Annotated in this window: 17 protein-coding genes; 11 read left to right on the top strand and 6 right to left on the bottom strand. The window is 58.0% G+C overall.

All coding sequences use genetic code 11. The annotated features are described in order from the left end of the window. Positions 1–141: 141 nt before the first annotated feature. From RBB62_RS05335 to RBB62_RS05325, 3 genes are all read right to left on the bottom strand, one after another. A complete protein-coding gene (locus RBB62_RS05335; RefSeq protein ID WP_309397699.1) occupies positions 142–3,657 on the bottom strand; it encodes a transglutaminase family protein in 3,516 nt (1,171 codons plus the stop codon). A gap of 406 nt (positions 3,658–4,063) precedes the next feature. Then, on the bottom strand, positions 4,064–4,906 hold the full coding sequence (locus RBB62_RS05330) for a helix-turn-helix domain-containing protein (protein ID WP_309397698.1): 843 nt from the start codon (positions 4,904–4,906) through the stop codon (positions 4,064–4,066). A gap of 525 nt (positions 4,907–5,431) precedes the next feature. Continuing rightward, a complete protein-coding gene (locus RBB62_RS05325) occupies positions 5,432–6,706 on the bottom strand; it encodes a BaiN/RdsA family NAD(P)/FAD-dependent oxidoreductase (RefSeq protein WP_309397697.1) in 1,275 nt (424 codons plus the stop codon). An 87-nt stretch (positions 6,707–6,793) separates the two neighbouring features. On the opposite strand from RBB62_RS05325, the gene RBB62_RS05320 reads away from it, so the two are divergent. Together RBB62_RS05320 and RBB62_RS05315 are read left to right on the top strand one after the other, a co-directional pair. Further along, the gene (locus RBB62_RS05320) at positions 6,794–7,234 is read left to right on the top strand and encodes a DUF1294 domain-containing protein (protein WP_309397696.1); all 441 of its coding nucleotides are present in this window, start codon (positions 6,794–6,796) and stop codon (positions 7,232–7,234) included. A 76-nt stretch (positions 7,235–7,310) separates the two neighbouring features. Beyond that, positions 7,311–8,144, top strand: coding sequence for an RNA methyltransferase (locus RBB62_RS05315; protein WP_309397695.1), 834 nt, complete (start codon positions 7,311–7,313; stop codon positions 8,142–8,144). A 91-nt stretch (positions 8,145–8,235) separates the two neighbouring features. On the opposite strand, the gene RBB62_RS05310 is transcribed toward RBB62_RS05315, so the two are convergent. Then, complete coding sequence (locus RBB62_RS05310) at positions 8,236–8,871, bottom strand: ThuA domain-containing protein (protein ID WP_309397694.1); 636 nt, start codon at positions 8,869–8,871, stop codon at positions 8,236–8,238. An 80-nt stretch (positions 8,872–8,951) separates the two neighbouring features. Here RBB62_RS05310 and RBB62_RS05305 point away from each other — a divergent pair, with 80 nt between their 5' ends. From RBB62_RS05305 to RBB62_RS05270, 8 genes are all read left to right on the top strand, one after another. Then, entirely contained in the window at positions 8,952–10,349 is a 1,398-nt protein-coding gene (locus RBB62_RS05305) for a sulfatase family protein (RefSeq protein ID WP_309397693.1), read from the top strand. A 12-nt stretch (positions 10,350–10,361) separates the two neighbouring features. Continuing rightward, positions 10,362–11,753, top strand: a complete 1,392-nt coding sequence (locus RBB62_RS05300; RefSeq protein WP_309397692.1) for a sulfatase family protein — start codon at positions 10,362–10,364, stop codon at positions 11,751–11,753. A 263-nt stretch (positions 11,754–12,016) separates the two neighbouring features. Further along, positions 12,017–12,916, top strand: a complete 900-nt coding sequence (locus tag RBB62_RS05295) for a TIGR01777 family oxidoreductase (RefSeq protein WP_309397691.1) — start codon at positions 12,017–12,019, stop codon at positions 12,914–12,916. Positions 12,917–12,919: 3 nt separating this feature from the next. Next, the gene (locus RBB62_RS05290) at positions 12,920–13,891 is read left to right on the top strand and encodes an NAD(P)/FAD-dependent oxidoreductase (protein WP_309397690.1); all 972 of its coding nucleotides are present in this window, start codon (positions 12,920–12,922) and stop codon (positions 13,889–13,891) included. An 8-nt stretch (positions 13,892–13,899) separates the two neighbouring features. Continuing rightward, a complete protein-coding gene (locus RBB62_RS05285) occupies positions 13,900–14,775 on the top strand; it encodes a DMT family transporter (protein WP_309397689.1) in 876 nt (291 codons plus the stop codon). 60 nt (positions 14,776–14,835) lie between these two features. Then, a complete protein-coding gene (hisS, locus tag RBB62_RS05280; RefSeq protein WP_309397688.1) occupies positions 14,836–16,167 on the top strand; it encodes a histidine--tRNA ligase in 1,332 nt (443 codons plus the stop codon). Between the two features lie 165 nt (positions 16,168–16,332). Beyond that, complete coding sequence (locus RBB62_RS05275; RefSeq protein WP_309397687.1) at positions 16,333–16,800, top strand: hypothetical protein; 468 nt, start codon at positions 16,333–16,335, stop codon at positions 16,798–16,800. Next, the gene (locus RBB62_RS05270; protein ID WP_309397686.1) at positions 16,797–17,288 is read left to right on the top strand and encodes a nuclear transport factor 2 family protein; all 492 of its coding nucleotides are present in this window, start codon (positions 16,797–16,799) and stop codon (positions 17,286–17,288) included. Before RBB62_RS05275 ends, RBB62_RS05270 begins: the two co-directional genes overlap by 4 nt. Here RBB62_RS05270 and RBB62_RS05265 read toward each other — a convergent pair whose 3' ends face one another. Continuing rightward, positions 17,289–18,071 (bottom strand): hypothetical protein, encoded by a 783-nt coding sequence (locus RBB62_RS05265; protein WP_309397685.1) that lies wholly within the window; start codon positions 18,069–18,071, stop codon positions 17,289–17,291. Positions 18,072–18,171: 100 nt separating this feature from the next. Beyond that, entirely contained in the window at positions 18,172–19,761 is a 1,590-nt protein-coding gene (gene cimA, locus RBB62_RS05260) for a citramalate synthase (RefSeq protein WP_309397684.1), read from the bottom strand. A gap of 79 nt (positions 19,762–19,840) precedes the next feature. On the opposite strand from cimA, the gene RBB62_RS05255 reads away from it, so the two are divergent. Further along, positions 19,841–22,306, top strand: coding sequence for a sialate O-acetylesterase (locus RBB62_RS05255; protein ID WP_309397683.1), 2,466 nt, complete (start codon positions 19,841–19,843; stop codon positions 22,304–22,306). Positions 22,307–22,907 lie beyond the last annotated feature (601 nt).

The following is a 22,907-nucleotide window of genomic DNA, read 5'->3' as shown; positions in this document are numbered from 1 at the left end:
GTTCTGTGGAAGTGAGGGTATGCGTGGCGATATACCGCAGAGCTCGCGGAGGCGCGGAGAGCGCAGAGACTAAAAATTCAAATAATATGAGGAACTCCTCTGCGCTCTCCGCGCCTTCGCGTGCTCTGCGGTAAAAAATAGTTAGAGGTTGCTGAGGGTTTGGGGTTGGCGCAGGTCGAGCGTCATCGGGAAATCGATGGAGTGCTTCTCGCGGCGCGGCATCGTTTGAGCGCCGGGCGTGTGGCCGATCTTCTCAAAACGGCTGAGGCGACGGCTTTCCGCCGCGAGGGCGTTGACCGGGAAGTCGTCGTAGCCACGGCCACCCGGGTGGGTGATGTGGTGACGGCAACCGCCTAGGCTAGTGTTGTTCCAGGTGTCGACGAGGTCAAAGGTGAGCGGAGAATCGATGGTGATCGTCGGGTGCAGGGCCGAAGGCGGCTGCCATGCGCGGAAACGCACGCCAGCAACGTATTCGCCTTCCACGCCACCGGGGCTGAGCGGCACCTTGTAGCCGTTGCAATACAGGGCGTAGCGCTCGGGGATGAAGTTTTCGATCTTCACCTGAACGCGCTCGACCGAGGAGTCCACGTAGCGCGCGGTGCCCTGCCCCGTGGCCTCTTCGCCGAGGGTCAGCCAAGGCTCGAGCGCCTGGCGGATTTCCATGCGCATACCGTTGTAGCTCACTTCGCCAAACTTCGGGAAGCGGAACTCCAAATGCGGCGCAAACCAGTCGATGTTGAACGGCATGCCCCACTCCTTAAGGTCTTCCAGCACTTCGCTGAAGTCGCGGAAATTCCAGTGCGGCAGCATCCAGCGGTCGTGCAGCTGGGTGCCCCAGCGGACGAGGCGCTCCGGCTCGTAGGGGTTGTCCCAGAAGCGGTTGATCAGCGCGCGGAGCAGCAGGTGCTGCGTGAGCGACATGCGGGCGTGCGGCGGCATTTCGTAGCCACGCATTTCCAGCAGACCCAGGCGGCCCGTATAGCTGTCCGGCGAGTAAAGCTTGTCGATGCAGAACTCGGCGCGGTGGGTGTTACCGGTCAAGTCGGTCAGCAAGTTGCGGAAGATGCGGTCGACGAGCCATGGCGGGCATTGCTTGCCGTTTTGCATCTGCGCGTCGAGTTCGCGCATCGCGATTTCCATTTCGTAAAGCGAGTCATTGCGCGCTTCATCGATACGCGGCGCCTGCGAAGTCGGCCCAATGAACTTGCCGCTGAACACGTAGCTGAGCGACGGGTGCTGGTGCCAGTAGGCGATCAGCGAGGACAAGAGCTTCGGGTTGCGCAGGATGGGTGAATCCTTGGGCAAGTCGCCACCGCAGACAATGTGGTTGCCCCCGCCGGTGCCGGTGTGCGTGCCATCCTGGTCGAACTTGTTCGCGCCAAGGCGGCAGTGCTTCGCGGCTTCGTAAAGGAACTCCGTCTTTTCGACGAGGTGCGCCCAGTCGCTGGAAGGCTGCACGTTGACTTCGACCACGCCGGGGTCCGGGGTGATCTTGATGCTGTCCAAACGGCGGTCGAGCGGCGGCAGGTAGCCTTCGATCACGACCGGCATGTTGAGCTCGCCAGCGGTTGTTTCAATGGCGGTCAACAGGTCGATGTAGTCTTCGATCGACGGTGTCGGCGGCATGAAGACAAACAAGTTGCCCTCGCGCGCCTCTACGCAAAGTGCGGTGCGGATGATCCACGGCGCGGTGGTGTTGTCCAGCGGCGTGGTGTCCGGGCGCTGCATCGTCTCCGGACGCGGGCGCATGTGGACTGGGATTTGCCAAGTGCCGGGGGTCGCGCCAAAAGATTTCCCCGGACCAAAGCGGCGCATGTAGTCTTCCCACGGATCAAATCGGTCGCTCTGGGGAACGTTTTGCAGACCACCAGCGCGGGAATGCGGACCGCTGCCCAGGTCACCTGCGGAGGCGCCATCGCGGCGGTATTGGCTGGCCAGCGCATCGTAGTCCGGCAGCGGCGGCGCGTCTTCCGGCATCGGCGCTTCACCCATGAAGCGGTAGTCCGTCGGCGCTTGCCAAGGCATGGAGTCCAGCGGCAGACGTAGGCCCATGGGCGAGTCACCCGGGAAGAGGAACAACGTTTCCGGGCGCAGGAACCACGGACCGGTCAACCATGCGTAGCGGCCATTGACCCAGCCGCGCTCGATCGGCAAGGCGCAGCCGATGACCTTCTTCAGCCCCTGCTCGAAGACCTTGGCCAAGCGCGTGCGCTCTTCCACGTCTTCGATTTTGTTTTGCAGCGGGTTGACGTTGGTCGGCAAGCGGCGCTCGCGCCACATGTAATACCAGGCGTCTTCATAGCCGTCCATGGCCATGTTCGGGTCGAGGTTCAGCTTCTCGCAAAGGAGATTCATGAACGTGCGCGACTCGACCTCGGTGAAGCCGTAGTCCTTACGGAGGTCCGCCAAAAGCGCGGGGTCCTTCCAAATCGTTTGGCCGTCCTTGCGCCAGATGCAGGAGTAAGACCAGCGCGGCAGCGACTCGCTCGGATACCACTTGCCCTGACCGTAGTGCAGGAAGCCGCCCTTGCCATACTTCGCGAAGAGGCGCTTAAGCAAGTCTTCGGACTTATTGCGCTTGTCGAGCCCGACGGCGGAAATGGTCCACTCTTCGCTCTCAAAGTCGTCGATGGACACGAAGGTCGGCTCGCCACCCATAGTCAGGCGGATGTCCTTGGCGTCCATGTCCTTGTCGATCTCGGTGCCCAGCTCGACGATGTCTTTCCACTGCTCGTCGTTGTAGGGATAAGTCACACGCGGCGTCTCGTGCACGCGCTGAATCCACATTTCGTGCTCGAACTCGTCCTTGACCTTCTGGCCCTCGTCGACCGAGAAACCGCCGGTGATCGGCGCTGCGGTGCGCGGGTCTGGAGTCGCGGCCAGCGGAATGTGGCCTTCGCCGCAGAACAGGCCGGAAGTCGAGTCGAGGCCGACCCAGCCAGCGCCCGGCAGGTAAACTTCGGTCCAGGCGTGCAGGTCGCAAATGTCCTCTTCAACACCGGACGGACCGTCGATGGCCTTTTCGTCCGCGCGCAGTTGGATCGAGTAGCCGGACGTGAAACGCGCGGCAATGCCCAGGTGGCGCAAGATGTTGACGAACAACCACGTAAAGTCGCGGCAGGAACCGATGCCGAGCTCTAGGGTTTCTTCGGGCTCTTGGACGCCCGGGTCCATGCGCAGCGTGTATTTCAGCTCGCTGTTGATGCGCTGATTCAGCTCAACGAGGAAGTCGATCGTCTGCTTTTTGCTACGGTCAACGGAGTCGACCCACTTCTTGAGGAGTGGGCCGGGCTTTTCCGTTTTCAAGTACGGCTTTAGATCGTGCTCGGTGGCCTCGCTGTACTCGATCGGGTAATGCTCGGCATTGGTGTCGAGGAAGAAGTCGAACGGGTTGAACGCCTCCATGCGGACCGTCAGGTCGACGATCACCTCGAACAGGTCGGTCTTCTCGGGAAAGGCGACGCGGGCCAAATAGTTGCTGAAGGGGTCCTGTTGCCAGTTGACCCATTGGCCCTCGGGCTCAATGCGCATCGAGTAGGAAACGATCTCGGAGCGGCAGTGCGGCGCAGGGCGCAAACGCACAACTTGGGGCCCCATCGTCACCAGGTGGTCATAGCGGTAGGAAGTCCGGTGGAAAAGTTTGACGTCGATAGCCATATCGCTGTCTAAAAAGCAGTTAACGCCCCAAAACATGTATCGCTGTTAAACACATATTGGGTAGTATTTGGATGGGATTTAGAGTTAGTAAAGTCGTTGAGTGAAATAGGCGATTGTTCGTATGCTTATGCGTCTAACAATCCACTAAAAAAAGCCGCGTAACGTGAATTTCACAAGGCTGTCTCGTCAATACTAATTTTTGCATAAACTACTGAATATTAGCAGTATGAATAAATTTCATACTTCAGTTCTTCACCGTGTTCGTTTTCGCATAAATCAGAACCAAGTAGAAGCACTGTGTTCAACATAGCCGGACGATAAGCGCTAAAATCAAGAGCCCTCCAAACGCAAAAGTCACAACAGGCTGATTTCCCGCTAGTTAGTAGGATTTTTGGCCGACAAAGGTTCAGCCATTCACCATGCTTGGCGGCATGCCCATCGTCTTTTTGAAGACGCGGGAAAAGTGCAATGGATCGTCAAAACCGACCTGCTGAGCGATGTCCATCACACGAAGCCGACCATCCTTTAGTTGACGAAACGCCTCATTCATTTTCATACGCAAGAGCGCCTGATAGGGCGATTCGTTGTGGTAGCGTTTAAAAATGCGGCACAAATACTCCGAGCCGTAACCCGTACGGTCCGCCAATTCGGCCAAAGAGTTGATCTCGCGGTACTCTTCGTTGAGCACGCGCATGGCAATCTCATACACCTGCGCAGGGCCATCGGTATTAGTTTTTTCCTTGGATAAATCCCGCCGAATGTAGCTCGTCAGAATAAGCTCAAGCGAATTGAGAGTCTGAACCTTTTCCGCATAGCCCTGAGCGCCGTCAAAAATGAGCTGGTCCATCACCGCGCAAAACGGACTGCCCAGCGACAGCGTATTCACCGAACCGGGCGTGAGCCCACATTGCCGCCAACGATCCGGAAATGCGCCGTCTGTCCGGCAGAAAAAGTATTTATGAAAGGGATGGTCAGCGCGGTTATGAAAATAAATCGGGATCCCTGGCCCGTAGCAAATCAACGACCCCGCGCCCAGCTGGTGCTTTTTGCCGCGCACGCGCATCTCCCCCTGCCCTTCGCTGATGTATTCCAACATCCAGAATGGGAAATTTTCGCGGTCGATCAAGAAGTCCGGCGCACACACCTCAAAACCCGCGTAAAAAACACCATCCTGCTTAGGCTTCCTGGTCAGCGACAGATAGCGCGATTCCTTAACCTGCAGAGAAAGCTCTAGAGCGAGTTTGGCCATAGAAGGAAACCTACAAAAATATCCATACTCTGCGAGTCAATTTACAACAGCCTATGTCGCAAGCGATGTGACTACCCAGAGCCAACCAAAGGCAGGAACGAAGCGGCCAAACGCCGCGTTTGTTCGGCGGTTTCGAGTATCCGGCCAAAAGCTGGACGTAGCTACGCTGGGCTATCCGCAAGGCCGAACAAACCGACAACATTTTTCCATCTGCAATCGACTGACTGTGAGCGGACACCACATGCTGCGCAGCACGCACCGTCAGCGATGGCTACATCGCTCTATGGAAACCACAGTTATCCAACTCGAAGCCTAAGCGTTCTGGCGGCGGATCGAAGCGTTTTATCGCCAAACCTAGACGATCCAGCTCCGAACCTAGACGATCCAGCCCTAAACCGAAGCGGTCCGGCGCAAAACCTAGGCGTTCCAGCGCGAAACCAGCTTGGTTCGGAAGAAAACCTAAGCGTTCCAGGCAAGGATCGAGTCGAATTTTTAGCAGTCAGCTCACCCTCTGAGCGGAATAGCCTAATCACACGAGGCTTCCGCCATTGCCTCTCCAGCAATGCGCCCTGTCGTCCAAGCGGCCTGAAAATTAAAGCCCCCAGTAATGCCGTCGATATCAATGCATTCGCCTGCGAAATGGAGTCCGGGCACGATTTTGCTCTCCATACGCCGCCAATCGATCTCCTTGCGGCAAACGCCTCCGCACGTAACGAATTCGTCCTTGTTAGTTGTCTTCCCTTGGACTTGGTAGCGGCCATCGATGAGCTCGTTAATCAGTGTAGTTTCCTGATCCTTGGGCAACTGTGCCCAGCGGGTGTCTTCGCCGATGCCAGACACCGTCACCAGTCGCTCCCACAAACGGCGCGGCAGGGCGTCGAACACCTTGCTGTGGACGTTATTTTTGCCCGAGCGCTTACGTAGGCGATTAAACTGTTCGCGGACCTGATTCTCGGTCATGTCCTTGAGCCAGTTGATTGCGATTTCGAAATGGTAATTTTGCTCCTGTAGCGCCCTCGCCTCCCAGGCCGATAGGCGCAAAATCGCGGGCCCGCTGAAGCCACGATGCGTGAGCAAAATCGGCCCAGTCTGCGGTTTGCCACTGCCAACAACCTGCACCTGAGCATCCTGCACCGAGAGCCCGGCTAAACCATGCGTGCGCTTGTCCGCCACATTGAAGGCAAACAGCGACGGGGCCAGCGGCTCAATGGTATGGCTCAGCCCTTCCAGAGACCGAACCAACGACGACGCCTTCAGCGAGCCGGTCGCGATGCAAACGGCGTCCGCCCGGTCCACTTGATCATCGGTTCGCTCGAACTCAAAGCCCCCACCGTCGAGCACCTCGAGTGACTTCAGCCCGACGCCTTTCAATCGCTGAACGCCAGCCTCTTGCGAGGTTTTCAGAAAACAATCAATGACCGTCTGCGAGTCATCCGTAACGGGAAACATCCGGCCGTCCTCTTCGCGTTTAATCTTCACCCCGCGCTCCGCAAACCAGTCCAGCGTATCCTGCGGTTGCCACCGGTAAAAAGCCGCGCGCAATTCACGGGCGCCGCGCGGATATCGCATCGAGAGCTCCTTGGGATCAAAGCAGGAATGCGTGACGTTGCAGCGCCCTCCGCCGGAAATCTTTACCTTCGCGAGCCACTTTTGCCCCTTCTCGTAAATGGTGACCTTTGCGGAGGGATTCAACTCGGCCACGGTCAAGGCCGTGAAAAAGCCCGCAGCGCCGCCGCCAACAATGGCTACGTGTGGCGTATTGTTGCGATGTGAATGGGTGTCCTGCGGCTTCTTACTCATCCGCTTTCTGTTTGAGGCGCTAACCAGCCAAAGACAAGCCTCGCCTTAAAATTTGACGCCTGCGCTTGTCGTAACTTGAGTCCCCTCGTGCCACGTAACAGGAATCCCAACTCTCGCCGCCGCCCAGCACGCTACTGGCTCAATACCGCCTTGGTGGCCATCGTCGTATCCGTGCTCCCGTGCGCGGCAGCCATTAAGCTAAGCCAGGCAGTTCGCTACCCTTACCTTGCCGGCTACCTGGCCATTATCTCCATCGCCACCATCCTGGTCTATTACCTGGATAAACGTAAGGCACAGGTCGGCGCTTGGCGCATACCAGAAAGCACCCTGCATCTTTTGGAGCTGGCTGGTGGTTGGCCCGCAGCCTATGTCGCGCAACGTGCATTCCGCCACAAGACCTCGAAGACCGCCTATCAATTTACCTTTTGGGCAATCGCGCTCCTGCAAAATCTGGTTGCGCTGGACTACCTGCTCAACTGGCGCTTCACCCGCGGCGCAGTGCAGTTCGCCCAATCCCTGGTGGCCTGAACTAACGCACAAAACCAGCTTATGAAATCGCCAAACAGAGCTTGTCCGGCGACCACAATCCAACAAACTCCCTCCCATGACACAACCCACCTCCCAGGACGAACCACACGCCGAAGACTGGATTATCTGCGGACGCGCGGCCATTGACGCCGTGTTTAAGAACCGCCCCAAGGCGCTGCGCAAGCTGTGGCTCATGGAGGAGAACCAAGGCCCCATGGGCGAAATCTGCTCTTACCTGGCAGACGAAAAGCGTTCGTATTCCACGCAGACGTTCGACCGCCTGACCCGTGTCGTCAAACACCCGAACCACGAAGGCGCCGTCGCGTTCATCGATCCGCCACTCAAGCCACAGTTTCAGGTTTCGCACCTCGTCGACTGGCAAAAGAGCGGCGAGCCGCTGCTGATCATCGACCAGGTATCCGACCCCATTGAGCTCGGGCGCTTGCTCAAGGTCGCGGTCAGCTTCAACATGCGTCGCGCGCTCATCACCGATACGCCGATGCAAGCGCCTATCGATGGCGCGGTTTACTCCGCCAGCCAAGGTGCCCTGGAGCACATTCGCTGCTATAAGATTGGCCGACTCGTGCCCTTGTTTAAACCCATGGAGCAATATTTTCTGTCGATTGGCATTGGTGGACCGGGTGCCAGCCGTCCCAACTGGCCCAAGCCGCTCCGCGCCCCCGGCCGCTCCCCGGCGCTCATCATTAGTGACCGTCCCGAAGGCATCGACAAACGCATCGTGCCGCTCTGCGAGCACCGCGTTTACGTCCCAACCAAGGGCCCAATGTCACTTTCTCCGGCGGAAAACTTGGCCACCCTGCTCGCCTGGCTCACCGTCGAAGGCAAGCAAGGCAAAGACCGCGGTTTCCGCGCCCGCCAAGCCGCCAAAAAAGAGCAAAAGAAAAAATAGCAGCGTCCCGCTGCACCGGTAGATTTTCGCAGTGCGAAAATGGCGGTGAAGGAGTGGTGGAACGACTGCGAGACAGAGTGTACTTTGCGAACTAGAGTGACGCCCAGACGGCACCATCGACGATGAATTTCCACACGTGTGGATAGTCGTCGTATTCCTTCGGGTCATGGCCTAAGGCGCAGTAGAAGACATTGCCCACACCCCAGCTTTTGGTCCAAGCAACGGGCATATCGATCGTTTTGCCTTCGTAGAGATAATCGGTTGCCAGCAGCACTTCGTTACCTGGATCGACATGCAGGTAGTATTGCTCGGAATCATAGGGAAAGCTATCGGGCAGACCTTTGGTTAATGCATGACCTGGCTGAGTGATGCGGACGGTATAGTCTCCCACATGCGGATGCGAAACAAACTGTCCGCCCAGCATCATCACGTAGGTCAAGGCGGCGCGGAAGGCATCGCCAGAGCCATGTGCAGCAGCAAGCCCAACCCCGCCATGAACAGCCTGTGACAAGTTTGCTTCCTGCTCTGATGTGATCTCAGCCATCGTCACGCAAGGCACAATCAAGTCATAGCGGGCGAGTTGCTCGGCGTCCTTAAGGCAGTCTAATCCGGACTGCAAAGAGACCTCATATCCGCGACGCGTGAGCGCGTCCGTAAAGCGCTGGGCAACGTTTGCAGGTTGGTGGCCTTCCCAACCACCGTAGAATACAAGAGCTTTTCGGGGCATCGCACCTGTATGAGCGGATATGGATACGCTTGCAAACAAATTGGTTTGCCCGGTTTAAGGCGACCAGTTGAGTAACACAAATGCCTCGACCGAATATACTCCTCATAACCGCTGACGACATGAACTGGGACGCCGTGGGCGCGTTTGGCTGCCCCGACGACGGCACCACACCTAATATCGATCAGTTGGCGGCCGAGGGAATGCGATTCAATCATGGCCATGTGACCATCGCCGTCTGCTGGCCGAGCCGATCCGCCATGATGACCGGGCGCTACCCGCACCGCAGCGGCGGAGAAGGATTCTTCAACCTACGCCACCCCAACGTGCCCATTTTGCCCGCACTTTTGCGCGACGGTGGCTACCGAGTTGGCATCCTCGGCAAGCTCGGACACTCGACGCCCTATGCAGATTTTCAATGGGACATGGTCTATGACCAGCACGAGCTCGGCATGGGGCGCAACCCGACGATCTACCGCGAGCACGCATCTAACTTTGTATCGCAAAGTAAGGCGTCCGGTGAACCGTTTTTCCTGATGCTGAATTCCCACGATCCGCATCGCCCCTTCTACGGTAATGATCAGCAGGAGTGGTATTCCAACACATCATCGCCCGCGGTCGCGCCGTCCAAAACATTTACCACCGACGAGGTGACCACGCCAGGCTTCCTCACCGACCTGCCCGAAGTCCGCCTGGAAATTTCGGAATACTACAGTTCGGTTCGCCGCTGCGACGACACCGTGGGTGAAACCCTCACCATGCTCCGCGAGCAAGGCGTGGCCGATAACACTATCGTCATCTTCCTTTCGGACAACGGCATGGCATTCCCATTTGCCAAAACCAATTGCTACCTCAACAGCACACGCACGCCATGGATCATGCGCTGGCCCGGAGTCATCACCCCCAACTTCATCGACAACGAGCACTTCGTAACCGGCGTCGATCTCGCCCCCACCTTGCTCGAAGCCGCTGGCATAGAACAAGCCGCAGGCATGGATGGCAAATCATTCTTACCGGTCCTCCGCGGCGAAGCACAAGTCGGCCGCGAGTTGGCCTTCACCCAATTCCACCAGACCGCTGGCAAGCGAAACTACCCGATGCGCTGCGTGCAAAACCGGCGCTTCGGCTACATCTGGAATCCGTGGTCCGATGGCGAGCGCATCTTCAAAAACGAATCGCAGTCCGGGCGCACATTCAACGCGATGGAAGCCGCCGCCGCGCAAGACCCCGAGCTCGCGAAGCGGGTTGATTTATTCCTCTATCGCGTGCCCGAGGAATTCTACGATTTTGAAAACGACCCCAACGCATTGACCAACCTGATCGATGACCCAGCCTACGCATCTGAGGTTAATACGCTGCGACAGGAATTGGAAACCTGGATGGAGTCCAACAGCGATCCTGCCCTGAAAGCATTTCGCGCCAATAACGCGCCCCAAGCCAATGAAGCCTACATGTCCGCAATGGCCACGGAACTTTCCTAGAGAATTTTAGATATGAAGAAACGCCCAAACATCATGCTCCTCGTTGCCGAGGACACCGGTCGTCACCAAGGCTGCTATGGCGATCCGGTCAATTGCACGCCAGCCATTGACTCCATTGCCGCCGCCGGCACACGCTACGCCAACGCCTGCTCCACCGCGCCAGTTTGCGCGCCCAGCCGCTCTGCGCTGATGATGGGCAAGACTGCATTCTCCCAAGGCTCACACCACATGCGGTCCATTCTTAAAAATCCGCCCAAGCTGTTCACGGAAGCCCTCCGCGAGGCTGGCTACTACGTCAACTGGTCCAACAAGACCGACTTTAATTTCGAGCCACGTGACTCCTTTGCCGACGAGCGCAGCGAGTGGTTTGACGATCTAGCCGCCGGCAAGTTCAACGACCGCTCATGGCTCCTCTATCACAACTTCGTCGTCACCCACGAGAGCCGCATGTGGCCAGATATGTGGAAGAACGAGGTCGCGCCAAATTTAGAAGAAAACCAGCGTGTCGATCCCGCCAAAATTCATGTTCCCGCCTACCTGGCCGACACCCCGGAAATACGCGCCGATCTCGCCCGCTATTACGAGTCCCTGATCGTGCAGGACAAGGGAGTTGCCCACGCCTTGGCCGCACTGGAAAAATCCGGCCAAAAAGAGAACACCATCGTCATCTATATGTCCGACCACGGTCGCGGACAGATACGTGAAAAGCGCTGGATGTACGATGCCGGCATTCACCTGCCGCTCATCATCGATGCACCGGGCTTAATCAAAGCTGGTGCAGTCAGCGAAGAGATCGTCAGTTGGTTGGACATCTCCGCCACCATCCTTTCACTTTGCGATGCAAAGCAACTCGACGGCGCGCAGGGCCGCATTTTCCTGGGGCCACAGAAACAACCTGAACCCGAATATATCTTTGCCGGACGTGACCGCATGGACGAGCTCTATGACCGCGTGCGCGTTGCCCGCAGCCGTCAGTATCATTACATTCGCAACGACTTTCCACAGCTTCCCTGGGCCTCCCGTCTCAGCTACATGGAGACGCAAATCGGCACTCAGGTCATGCGCGAACTCAACGCCCAAGGCAAAGCAAACGCCGCGCAGGCATATTGGTTTGCCGCTGAGAAACCAGCCGAAGAACTCTTCGATATCGTGCAAGATCCAGACTGCGTTAATAACCTCGCCACCGACCCAGCGTTTGCAGACATCCTGTCCGCACATCGCGAAGCCTTGGCCGCATTCCTGGAAAAAACTGGCGACCTGGCGATGAAACCAGAGGCCGAACTCATCGCCGACGGCTTAGTCGAAGACCAGTTGGCGGAGTATTATTCGCGGGTCCGCTCTCTGCCCGAAGCCTACCGCATCGGCGGAATGGAAACAGCGCCTGTTGAGATGCCAGTAAGTTGATATATTCTCAGGAATAAATCCGTATTCCGCTGACTCTTATTCCTAACGGCGGCGCTTAATTTTACCAAGCCGCTGTCGATAGATAAGGCATCAGTAATTTAATCCCCGGGGCCTAACCCCGTGCAATCGTTTGGCGCTTCCAGCCCGCAACCGTGAAGCGCCAGAGATGACGGAACCTCCGCTTGATTACTCAGGCGGAGGTTGATTGCATTAAATCAATGCGGCTGACTTGCAGGAGGGGCCAAGCGTGCCATGTTAGAAATGTGCCCACCCCCCAACGCATTGCCATTACCGGGGCCACTGGCCTGGTTGGAACCGCCCTCACCGCGGCGCTACAAAAGCGCGGGGATACCGTCGTGCCGATTTCTCGCTCCCAGCAACCGGGCGGCATTGTGTGGGACATCGACTCCGGCAAACTCGACGCCGATACGCTCAATGGAGTCAACGCAATCATCCACCTTGCTGGCGCTGGCGTCGCAGACGAACGCTGGACGGATGAGCGCAAGCGCGTGCTCCGCGAAAGCCGTATTAAAAGCGGCCAAATGCTGGTCGATGCGATGGGAAAAATCGCCAACCCGCCCAAGGTATTTATTAGTGCTTCAGGCGCAGGCTATTACGGCCCCAAGCCAGGTAAGGAGGTCGATGAAACAGCGCCTCTGGGACCTGGCTTCCTCGCTGAGATTTGCCGCGACTGGGAGGCTACTGCGCTGGCAGCCGAGAAGCACGGCGCCCGCGTGGCCATTGCGCGTATCACCGTCGTGCTCGCAGCAAATGGCGGTGCGTTGGAGAGAATGCTGCCGCCGTTCAAGCTCGGCCTTGGTGGCCCATTGGGCGACGGCAAGCAACGCCTCGGATGGATCACGCTGGACGACGTCGTCGCAGGCCTAATTTTTCTGCTCGACCACGATGACTGCCAGGGCCCCTACAATTTTGCGGCGCCAGAGATCGTCTCCAACAAAGAATTCGCGCAAGCGCTGGGCAACGTCGTCAACCGTCCGGCCAAGATCCCAACGCCTCGCCTCGCACTGAAGCTCGCATTCGGCGAGTTGGTGGACGAAACACTCTTCGCCGACGCACCAGTCGTCCCCCGCCGCCTGCTCGACGCGGGCTTTGAATTTAACTTTCCGAAGCTCGACGCCGCGCTCGAACACGTGCTTAAATAAACCATGCCCGATAACCCGATAGATCTGCTCGTCATTGGCGCCGGCATTGCCGGACTGCTTGCTGCCCGCGAACTCACCGATAAACACGGCCTCCGCGTGGCCATTCTCGATAAAAGCCGCGGCGTCGGCGGGCGCATGGCGACGCGGCGCGACGGCGAGGCCACCTACGACCACGGCGCTCAATTTTTCTCGGCGACCAACCCACGCTTCAAGGCGTGGGTCGATCATTGGCTGGAGCAGCGCGTAGTCAAAATGTGGTTTGATCAGTTTAGCGACGAGCCGCCGATGTTTCGTTATGCAGCCTTTCCTTCAATGACCGCTGTGGCGAAAAAGCTTGTCGAAGGCCTGGAGATTCATCGTCAGACCAAGGTTATATCCGCCGCGCACGAAAGCGGCGGATGGGTCCTTAAAACCGAAGTCGGCAACACTTTTCGCGCCCCCAAGCTGCTGATCAACGCCCCCGTCCCTCAGGCTATGGAAATCCTTGATGCAGGCGGCACACAGCTCAAGACAGATGACGACGCCTTCCTACGCTCGATCAAGTATGCCAAAACCATCGCGGCTATGGTCGAGCTCGAAACACCCAGCCACCTGCCCAACCCCGGACGCCTGAAACTGGACCCACCGGAGCCGGTAGCGTGGATTGCTGACAACCAACAGAAAGGTGTTTCAGGCCTGCCCGCCGTCACCATCCATAGCGGACACGAATTTGCCGAAAAGTATTTTGACGAGCCCGACGAAGTCCGCGTGCCCATCCTCGTTGAAGCTGCCCTGCCCTACCTGAAGGCCAAAGTAGTTTCCGCAAAGGGGCATCGTTGGAAATTCGCGCATCGGCTGACGGAGCACAACCGTGACTTTTTTGCCGATCCCACGCTCGGCCTCTGGATGGCCGGCGACAGCTTTCACGCACCCAAAGTGGAGGGCGCGGCGATGTCCGGCCTACTCGCCGCGGACAGCATTGCGGCCTCGGCCTAAGCCAGCGCATGCACCTGCATTACCTTCTGCCCGCCTTTGCTGGGGCTGTTTACGCGCTGTCGTCGATGTTCTGCAAACGCGCCTTGCAGGAGGGCTCGGGCGCCCTGCGTTTGTCTTTTGTGGCGAATGTTTGCCTGTTTCTCGGCTTTGCGCCGCTAACGCTGATCCCTGGCGAGCCGCCCGACTGGAGTCAGCTCCATTGGCCAATTATGGCCGGCACGGGTTTCTTCATCGGCAACTTCCTCACCTTCATGGCGATCAAGTATGGCGACGTGTCGGTACAAGCGCCGATGATGGGCACCAAGGTCGTCTTCGTCGCCGCGTTCAGTGTAATCATGGGCGCAGGGCCGGTTCCACTAACTTGGTGGATCGGCGCAGGGTTGACCGCGATTGCGATCTTCCTGCTGAGCTTTTCCGATTGGTCCAACCGTAGAGCAATTCTGAAAACCGCGGTCCTCGCGCTGGCTGCGTCGGCGGTTTTTGGGCTCACCGATGTGCTCGTGATGAAGCATGCCGGCGGCTTTAGCCCGGGCTGGTTTCTCGCATTGGTGGCCGGGGTGCTGGCGCTGGAGTCGCTGTTGTTGATTCCGTGTTTTGAAGGCCGTCTCCGCGACACGCCACGTAAAGCCTGGCCGTGGATTCTTGGTGGCGCCGCCCTGATGTCGATGCAGGCAGTGAGTCTGGGCTCGGGTTTGGCGTTTTGGGGCGATGCCACGGCTTTGAATATTATCTACTCTTCGCGCGGGCTGTGGAGCATCGTTTTCGTGTGGGGCATTGGCAGTTTGTTTGCCAATCGCGAGCGCGAAGCGGGCAATAAGGTGATGGGCCGCCGCATGGCAGGCGCACTAATGCTCGTAGCGGCTATTGCGCTGGTGCTGATTTAGCGTTGCGCTGCGGGCGCGAGGGCCTACGTTTGTCCGCTTTTTCTTCAACCGACAACAGACATGGCCACGTACAAAACACTTCCCGGATTCCGCGACTTCTACCCTGAAGACTGTTCGCTGCGTAATCATCTGTTTAACGTGTGGCGTCAGACTTCCAAGCGTTTCGGCTTCCAAGAGTATGATGGCCCCGTGCTGGAATCACTCGAGCTGCTCACCGCCAAGAGCGGCGAGGAAATCGTTGGTCAGCTGTTTAACTTTGAGGACAAAGGCGGACGCCAGGTCACCCTGCGCCCTGAGCTGACCCCCACCCTCGCGCGCATGGTCGGCGCCAAGGCCAACGCCCTGCCTCGCCCGGTCAAGTGGTTCAGCATCGGCGAAAACTTTCGCTACGAGCGCCAGCAAAAGGGCCGCCTGCGCTCGTTCTACCAATTTAACGCCGACATCCTCGGCGAATCCGGTGTCATCGCCGACGCCGAAGTCATCGGCCTGCTCGTCGAGAGTCTCTGCAATCAGGGCCTCCGCGCCGGCGAATTCGTCGTCCGCCTGAGCGACCGCAATCTTTGGTATTACTTCATCGAGAGCCTTGGCTTCACCGGTGAACAAGCTATGGGCGCACTGGGCGTGATCGACAAGATGGAGCGCGTGCCCGCGGAGAAATCTCAAGCCGCTCTGGCCGAACTCGGCGCCAAGGATCCCGCCGCCACGCTGAAAGCGATTAGTGATTTCCAAGAGCTACCCGATGTTTGCACAATCAAGGCCTACCTCACGAATATGGACCTCGAAGAGTCCGCCCGGGACAAGCTACTCGCCCGCCTCGACGTGTGGCGCGAGCTGCTCAGCCTGCTGATTGCCGCTGGGCTGGAAAACTTCATCAAGATCGACCTGCGCATCGTCCGCGGTTTGGCCTACTACACGGGCTTCGTCTTCGAGGCATTCCAAACGGTTGGCAAAGGCCGCGCGCTCGCTGGTGGTGGTCGCTACGATGATTTGATCGAAAAACTTGGCGGCGCACCGATGCCGGCCGTTGGTTTTGGCATGGGCGACGTGACCCTCCGCGACCTGCTGGAAGAAGTCGACCGCCTGCCCAAGCTCATCGACAAAGCCGATATTTATCTGGTTTACAGCGGCGACGACGCCTTTAAGACCGCGCTGGCCGACGCCTACGCATTGCGCCGCCAAGGCCTGCGCGCCGAGCTCAACTACAAGGGCGCGGGCATGGGCAAGCAGTTCAAGCAAGCAGCTTCGTCGGGGGCCGATTTTGCCTTGGTTTATGGCCCGGATGAGCTCGCCAAAGGCATTGTGACGGTCAAACACATGCGCTCGGGCGAACAGCAGGAAGTGCCTGCGACCCAGCTGGTTGGCAGCGTTTTGGCGCTGTGGCGTGAGGGTTGATCCTAAGCGCTCTGAGGACGTTTCTCCGCCACTTCTGCATAATTTGCAAAGATTGTGCTAATATTCTGTTTACCAGCAGGGATGAGGAGTCTCTGTTGCGGTTAATTATTGTCATTGAAAAATCCAGCTGATACTCAATGGTGACAATCACATTACTAGGCAGGCATGAAGCTAAAAAATTTAGTAGCAATCATCATCGTTGGGTCGCTTGGTTACCTCGGCTACACGTATCTGGTGACGAACTTCAGTTCCGAGGCCATGGTTTACAAGCGCTACGCAGACGCCTTACTCGATGGCGAGCCGTCACGAATAAAGCAGCTCGTAACCGGGCAGGATGTGCTATTCCCCTTTCAAGCACGAGAGCAGCGTGAAGACTTCCTCAATGGCGAGGTGCGCTTTACATGGTATAATTTTAAAAACAAAGTCGTCTCGCCAGACGGCAACACCGTCACACTGACTGTGGTGCAGAATGTGCGCGTCGATCCTCCGGGCACGGATAGTTTCTATGGCAAAGAGGTGCGCTCGGATCGCCATGTAGTAACGCTGAAGAAATTTCAGTCTTCCTGGCAAATATCAAGTTTTGCTGATACGCCGACTGCTGAATTCAAGGCCGAGCAAAGCGCCAAACAATGACTTGGTTGCAGCAAAACCTGAAGATTGCTCTCGCGGCGATCGCTTTGGCCGCAGTTGCGTTAGTGTTCATTATTTCCGGTGAGTCAGGACCCGAAGCGGAAGTTTACGCCGTGCTGGACGAAATTTGCGACGGGATTTCCTACGACTCCCCCAAACCAAAATTATCCCAGCTAACCAGCGCCAAGGAACTCTCTGGACACTTTGTCGAAAGCCCGTATCTCGTCGCTTGGCCAGGCCAAGCCGCCGTCACCAACCGCGACGCCGTTACTGGCCTTTTCGTTTACCTGTTTTCCTACGCCACCGAAGCCAAAATTTCGATGTCGAGCCGACAAGCGACTATTGACGGCGACCGCGCCATCGTCACTGCCACCATCACGGGTAAGGCCACGGTTGGAGGCAGCTCAGAGAGACATTCCGGCCGATACCGCATTGCTCTGGAGAAAGTGGATGGCGATTGGCTCATCACCACCTCCGAACCCAGTAACTAACTACTGAGCGGCGATTTTACCCGCTTCAACTTGCACTTCAGCGTAAGACGGGGGCTTGTTGAAATAGAAGCTCAGCATACCAGAATTGCGGCCCACGTAGTCAATGCTCGTCGTGCCTAGAGGCTTGCCGTTAAAGCTTGTTTTAACCGTCATTGGGACGAAGACGCCATCGACGCGCTCATACTCCAGAAATTCCATGACCAGCGGCGCAGCGCCCTGTTCCGGGCGATATTGTCGGCGGTTTTCCAAGAAGGTGTAGGCGTCGATCCAGACATCCATAACGTCATCGTAGCGACTACTAACCAGCTGCACGTGATGCTCAGGCTCCCCTTCCTCATTCACCTCAATGCCCATATAGACCGGGGTAAAAGCGAAATCATCCGGGTCTTCAAATGGCGTGTAAAACCCGCTGGTCAGCAGGAAAAAGCGCACTTGCCGGTCGGTCAATTTCTGAGCGCCCAGCTCGGGCTTGCCAGAAACCCAGCGCCAGCCGTCCTCGCCATCAAAGACTTGGATCACCAAACCTGCGGGCGTTTCGACTGCATAACGTAGTTCCCCGCTCTCACGGGCAGTCAGTTCAAAGTTCTGCTTTTCGGAGCCAATGGCACTGGTTCCCTTCACCGTAATACTGCGAATATGCAGGTAGGCTGCTGCGTCCGCACGTGCCTCACGGTGACGCTGCTGCAAGTCTTGCAAGTCCTGAGATTGCTGCCCATAAGCAACGCTGGCCAACACCACAAAGAGCATAAACAGCGTTTTCAGCTTGGTGAATAATGGGATCATAAGGGAAATACCTCTACTCTAATGAGAATCACTTAGTAGGCAAAATAAATCACCTGCTTAAGCAAATATTAGGCCCAGGCAATTAACTGATGATGCCCGCTTACGCCTCGCCCAAATCCAGCGCAATTTTGTAGAGGAACGCATCACGCAGCGCTTCCAATGAAGCCTCGATGATGTCGTCTGATGCGCCCACGGTGCCCCAGATGTTGTCGCCGTCGGTGGACTCGATTTGCACGCGGACGATTGCCTTCGACGCCTTTTGGCCGTCCAGCACGCGCACTTTGAAGTCCGTCAAACGAACGTCGTGCACCTTCGGGAAATCCGTTTCCAGCGCCTTGCGGAGCGCGCCGTCGAGTGCGCCGACCGGGCCCGTCGCTTCGTCCACCACGTGGTAAACTTTCTCGCCGATATTGACCTTCATCGTCGCCTCGGCCGTCACGTCGTCTTTCCAGTCGCCGTATTCGTCGTTGAGCTTGAAGTTCTGGATCGTAAACGGCTCGTCCTTGCCATCGATGTAGCGGCGAATCAGCAGCTTGAATGACGCATCGGCGGCTTCGTATTCATAGCCGCGAAACTCGAGTTGCTTGAGCTCGTCGAGGAAGCTCTTCATCGCAGGCGACTTCGACTCTACATCGATGCCCATTTCGTGCGCCTTCATCATGATCGACGCGCGGCCCGACATGTCGGAGACGACCACGCGGGTGCGGTTGCCGATCAGCTCTGGCGCGATGTGCTCGTAGGAATGCTTCACCTTGTTGACCGCATCTGCGTGGACACCGCCCTTGTGGACAAAGGCCGAAGCGCCTACGTAGGGCTGCTTGCTGTCGTGGCGTTGGTTCGCGAGCTCGGCGGTAAAGAGGGACAAGTCGCGTAGGCGGCTGATGTGCTCACCGCAGGCCATCGGGTAGCCCATCTTGAGCGACAAGTTTGGGATGATGGTCGTCAAGTTGGCGTTGCCAATGCGCTCGCCGTAACCGTTCATCGTGCCTTGCACCATTGTGGCACCGGCTTCGACGCCCGCCAGAGAAACCGCGACGCCCAAACCGGCGTCGTTATGGCAATGCATGCCAATGCGGGTGTTCGGAAAATGCTTCACGACACGGCCTACGATCTCATTGACCTCGCCAACGAGTGTGCCGCCGTTGGTGTCGCACAAAGTCAGGAACGACGCGCCGCCGCGTTGGGCCGCTTCCAGAGTCGATAACGCGAACTCGGGGTTGTCCTTAAAGCCGTCGAAAAAGTGCTCGGCGTCGTAAACAACCTCACGGCCATTATCAACGAGATAGCGGGTCGTGTCCTCGATCATGCGGAGGTTTTCATCCGCCGTTGTGCGCAGAACTTCGGTTACGTGCATGAGCCAGGTTTTGCCGAAAAAAGTCACCACCGGGGTCTCCGCTTCGAGGAGCAGCTTGACCTGCGGGTCTTCCTCCACGGCCACATTCGCGCGGCGGGTCGAGCCAAACGCCGCCACCTTGGCGTGCTTAAACTGGACCCTTCGCACCTGCTCGAAAAACGCCATGTCCCGCGGGTTGGAGCCCGGCCAACCGCCTTCGATGTAATCAATGCCAAACGAATCCAGTTTCTCCGCCAAGCGCACTTTGGAGCTTACGGTAAAGGAGATGCCCTCGCCCTGCGTGCCGTCGCGCAAGGTCGTGTCATACATGAAAACGTTGGATTTTTCGGTGCTCATCTTTCGGGAAAAACGGAGCATTGTGCCAGATTCCCCGCCCGCGCCAAGTCTGAATTGGTCTTTCCAAGCGGGTAAACGCATGGCGTTCGCATATGGTTCCATGGCCGGCATCTTGCGTGAGCGCGAGAATCATTTGTCCTATAAAGGCATGTCGTTGACACTACCCCCATGCCGCAGCAGCGGCTCGCGTTACGCCCTTATTTTCCTCGGTTACGGTCTGCTGTTTTCCGCTCAGGCTCAAAGCAATTGGAAGAGCTGGCAGCGGGAGCACGGGCTAGTGGGAGTGTCCGAGCAAGCCATCGTTCCCGGCGCAAAACACAGCGCCTTGATGCAATACTTTCTCGACGAAAATCCACAAAGCACCGCATCGAGCAAACACCCCCGCGGCGCATTTCAAGCAGACGGTAATCTCTCGATCAGCTTTGATGCCTCCCGTGACTTCGTGCCCGATGACCTCTTCGTCCAATTCTACACGACGACCGATTTGACCAACGGCGATTGGGCGGCGCAGCCCTACTCCTTCAGCGCTTCAGAAGACGCCCCCGGCCGATGGAGCCAGACGTTTTCCGCCGACGTTGGCGCGATTAGCGGGCCCATTTTTTATCGGCTGGGCGTTACGCGCGACCCCAGCGACGCCGAAGTCACACCGATTGAAAACCAGACAATCGCGGTCAACAGCGGCGCGCTCAGCCTCCCCTTTTCGATTGAAAACCTGGATTCAAGCGCTACGGGATTCGCCATCTCCGCAACCTCCGGCAACGCGACGCTTTTTCCGGAAACATCGATCAGCATCAGCGGCTCGAGTCCAAATTTCACCCTCAACCTGGCGTCTCCAAACAGCATCGGCATTGCGCTGTTTGAGCTGACGATCACCGACGGCGCGCAAACAGCCAAGCACAGTTTCAGCGTCACGGTGGCAGGCGGTTTGGGCGAGCAACCCGACGGCTACGACATCATTCTGGTCTGGGGGCAATCCAACGAACGCGGCGTCGATGGCGCCATCGACCTCGAGCTCGACACCGACCCAACAGGCCGCATTCAGCAGTTTGCGCTCTCAGGCGAAAACAGCGGAAGCATCATCGACATCGACGACGGCACGATCTACACGCCCATCGCATCGGGCGCCGTCGTGGGCCCTGGCTTCTCGTTCGCCAAGGCTTATGCCGAGACCTTGGCCGCCAACCGCAAGGTGCTGATCGTGCCCGTGTGCGTGGGTGGCACCAGCTACATTGGCAACCCACGCTGGAACCCCTATGGCGACGGCATTGATGAAAATGGCGACTTGTATCTGCTGGCCATTTCCGCCGTCAATGACGCCCTGGCGGCCGCGCAGGCGATCTACCCGGACAGCTGCGTGGTGGGCTTCTACGGCGGCCCCGGTGAGAACGATGCCGGCGCACAAACGTATGCGGATTTCATCGACCGCCACACCGAAGTTATTCGTAGCTTTCGCCAGCAAATAACCGGCGCGGGCAACGCCTGGGCGATCAAGTCCGGCATGGTGCCCGAGTGGGCGCTGTCTGGTGCCTACGGCCGATTGATACTCGACGCCGCGCAGGTTCGTGCCGAGGAAATCCTGCCTTACTACGCGTTTTCCGAAGGCGTCGCCGGCTACCAATACGTCAATGAAAACGATGTGCTCGAAAGCATCCACTACAACGCTGGGGGCAACCGCCTGAAGGGCGCCAACGCCGCAGCGCTGGTCCCCATTGCCAAGAGTCGCAGCACGCCCGTTGACTTCCCCGCAGACGTCTATTCCGGCATCGGCGCGGCTAACGCCACTGACATTGCGCGGCCTGAGTTGGCCGTCGGCCTGCGGCGTTTGGTCAAGGGCTACACCGGCCCCGCGCTCAACCTGCGCAACGACGCCACCGGCGAGACCAGAGACATCTTTTTTCAAGCCAACGGCGAACTGGACGCCAAAAGCATCGAACTCCTTTCGGGCTCCAACCACACCTACATCACGCGCCTGTATGACCAGAGCGGGCATGGCCGCGACCTCACGGCGCCAACCGCCGCACTGCAATCGCAGTTTACGAGTTCGGGGGCCTTGTTTTTCAAAGGTCGGCGTCCGGCCTTTAACCGCGATAAACGCACCGGCTTCTACGCGTGCGCAGACTATGATTCGCCGGCCTTCGCCACGGTCATTGGCCGCATTCCGCTGCGCAACTGCGTGGCGCTCGGCACGAATTCGATCATGCTTTATCGACCCGGAGGCGGCAACCTGGCGATGATGCCCGGTGGCCAGCAAATCATAAACGACTTTGGCGAAAACTACGTGGCAATTGCTGCCGACGCCGCCACTCAGCGCATCTGGGTCGACGGCGTGAGCCAAACGCTGCAAAGCGCATCCACGAGCTCCTACGGCGGCAGCGGCATCTCCTTCATGGCTTTAAACAGTGACGGCACGAAGCCCGTCCGCGGCGAATTTTCCGAGCTCGCCCTCTGGGGAGACGGGCTCACCGAAGCGGAGATTACCCGCATCAACGAAACGCTCGCCGCCTACACCGCCTGGAACTCAATCGAATCCTCCGCCGCCGAGTAGCAGCCCGTGCCGCTAACGCGCGGGAGTAGCGCAATGCACGAAGCCCCTTTATGAAGTGCGCCAGTCCTCTGGCGCTTTCGCATGGAACAATGCCGATACGAACCTGCTCCGTTTGCGCAAAATGCTAAAAGCGCCAGAGGGCTGGCGCACTCCATATCGCAAATTCGCGCACGGTCATTTTTTCGCTTTTCATTCTTCCTCCCAGCGGCCCGCAGGGGGGGGCCGGGGGGGGGGGTAAACCGCCAATATTATTTATCAAAGAACACAGCTCCGCCCGCCTGTTTCGCGGACGACGAAACAAGAGCGGATGAACGCGCCGTTGTGTCGCGCGCAGTGGACGGCGTCGAAAAAATGCGTCAGTCGGGCGCGACCTTAGATTAGGCCAACGCATGGCTGACTATTGTTTTCGACGGCGTCCTAACGCCATTGCCCGGAACGCAAGCTGGCATAATCGGGCGGGAAGTTGGGCTACGCTGAAACGTCGACTCGCGGTCGACACCTCAGGCGGCATTAAAATCTACGGGCGTCGACAGCGCGTCAGTTCGCTACGCTGACTGGGGCTTGCGGCGCAAAACGACGTTTGCCGCTCCACACATTGCCC

Source organism: Cerasicoccus maritimus, from assembly GCA_031296935.1.
In the GTDB taxonomy this organism is placed as follows: Bacteria; Verrucomicrobiota; Verrucomicrobiia; order Opitutales; family Cerasicoccaceae; genus Cerasicoccus; species Cerasicoccus maritimus.
Note: the sequence above shows the minus strand (reverse complement) of the source record. Positions and strands in the feature narration are given on the sequence as shown.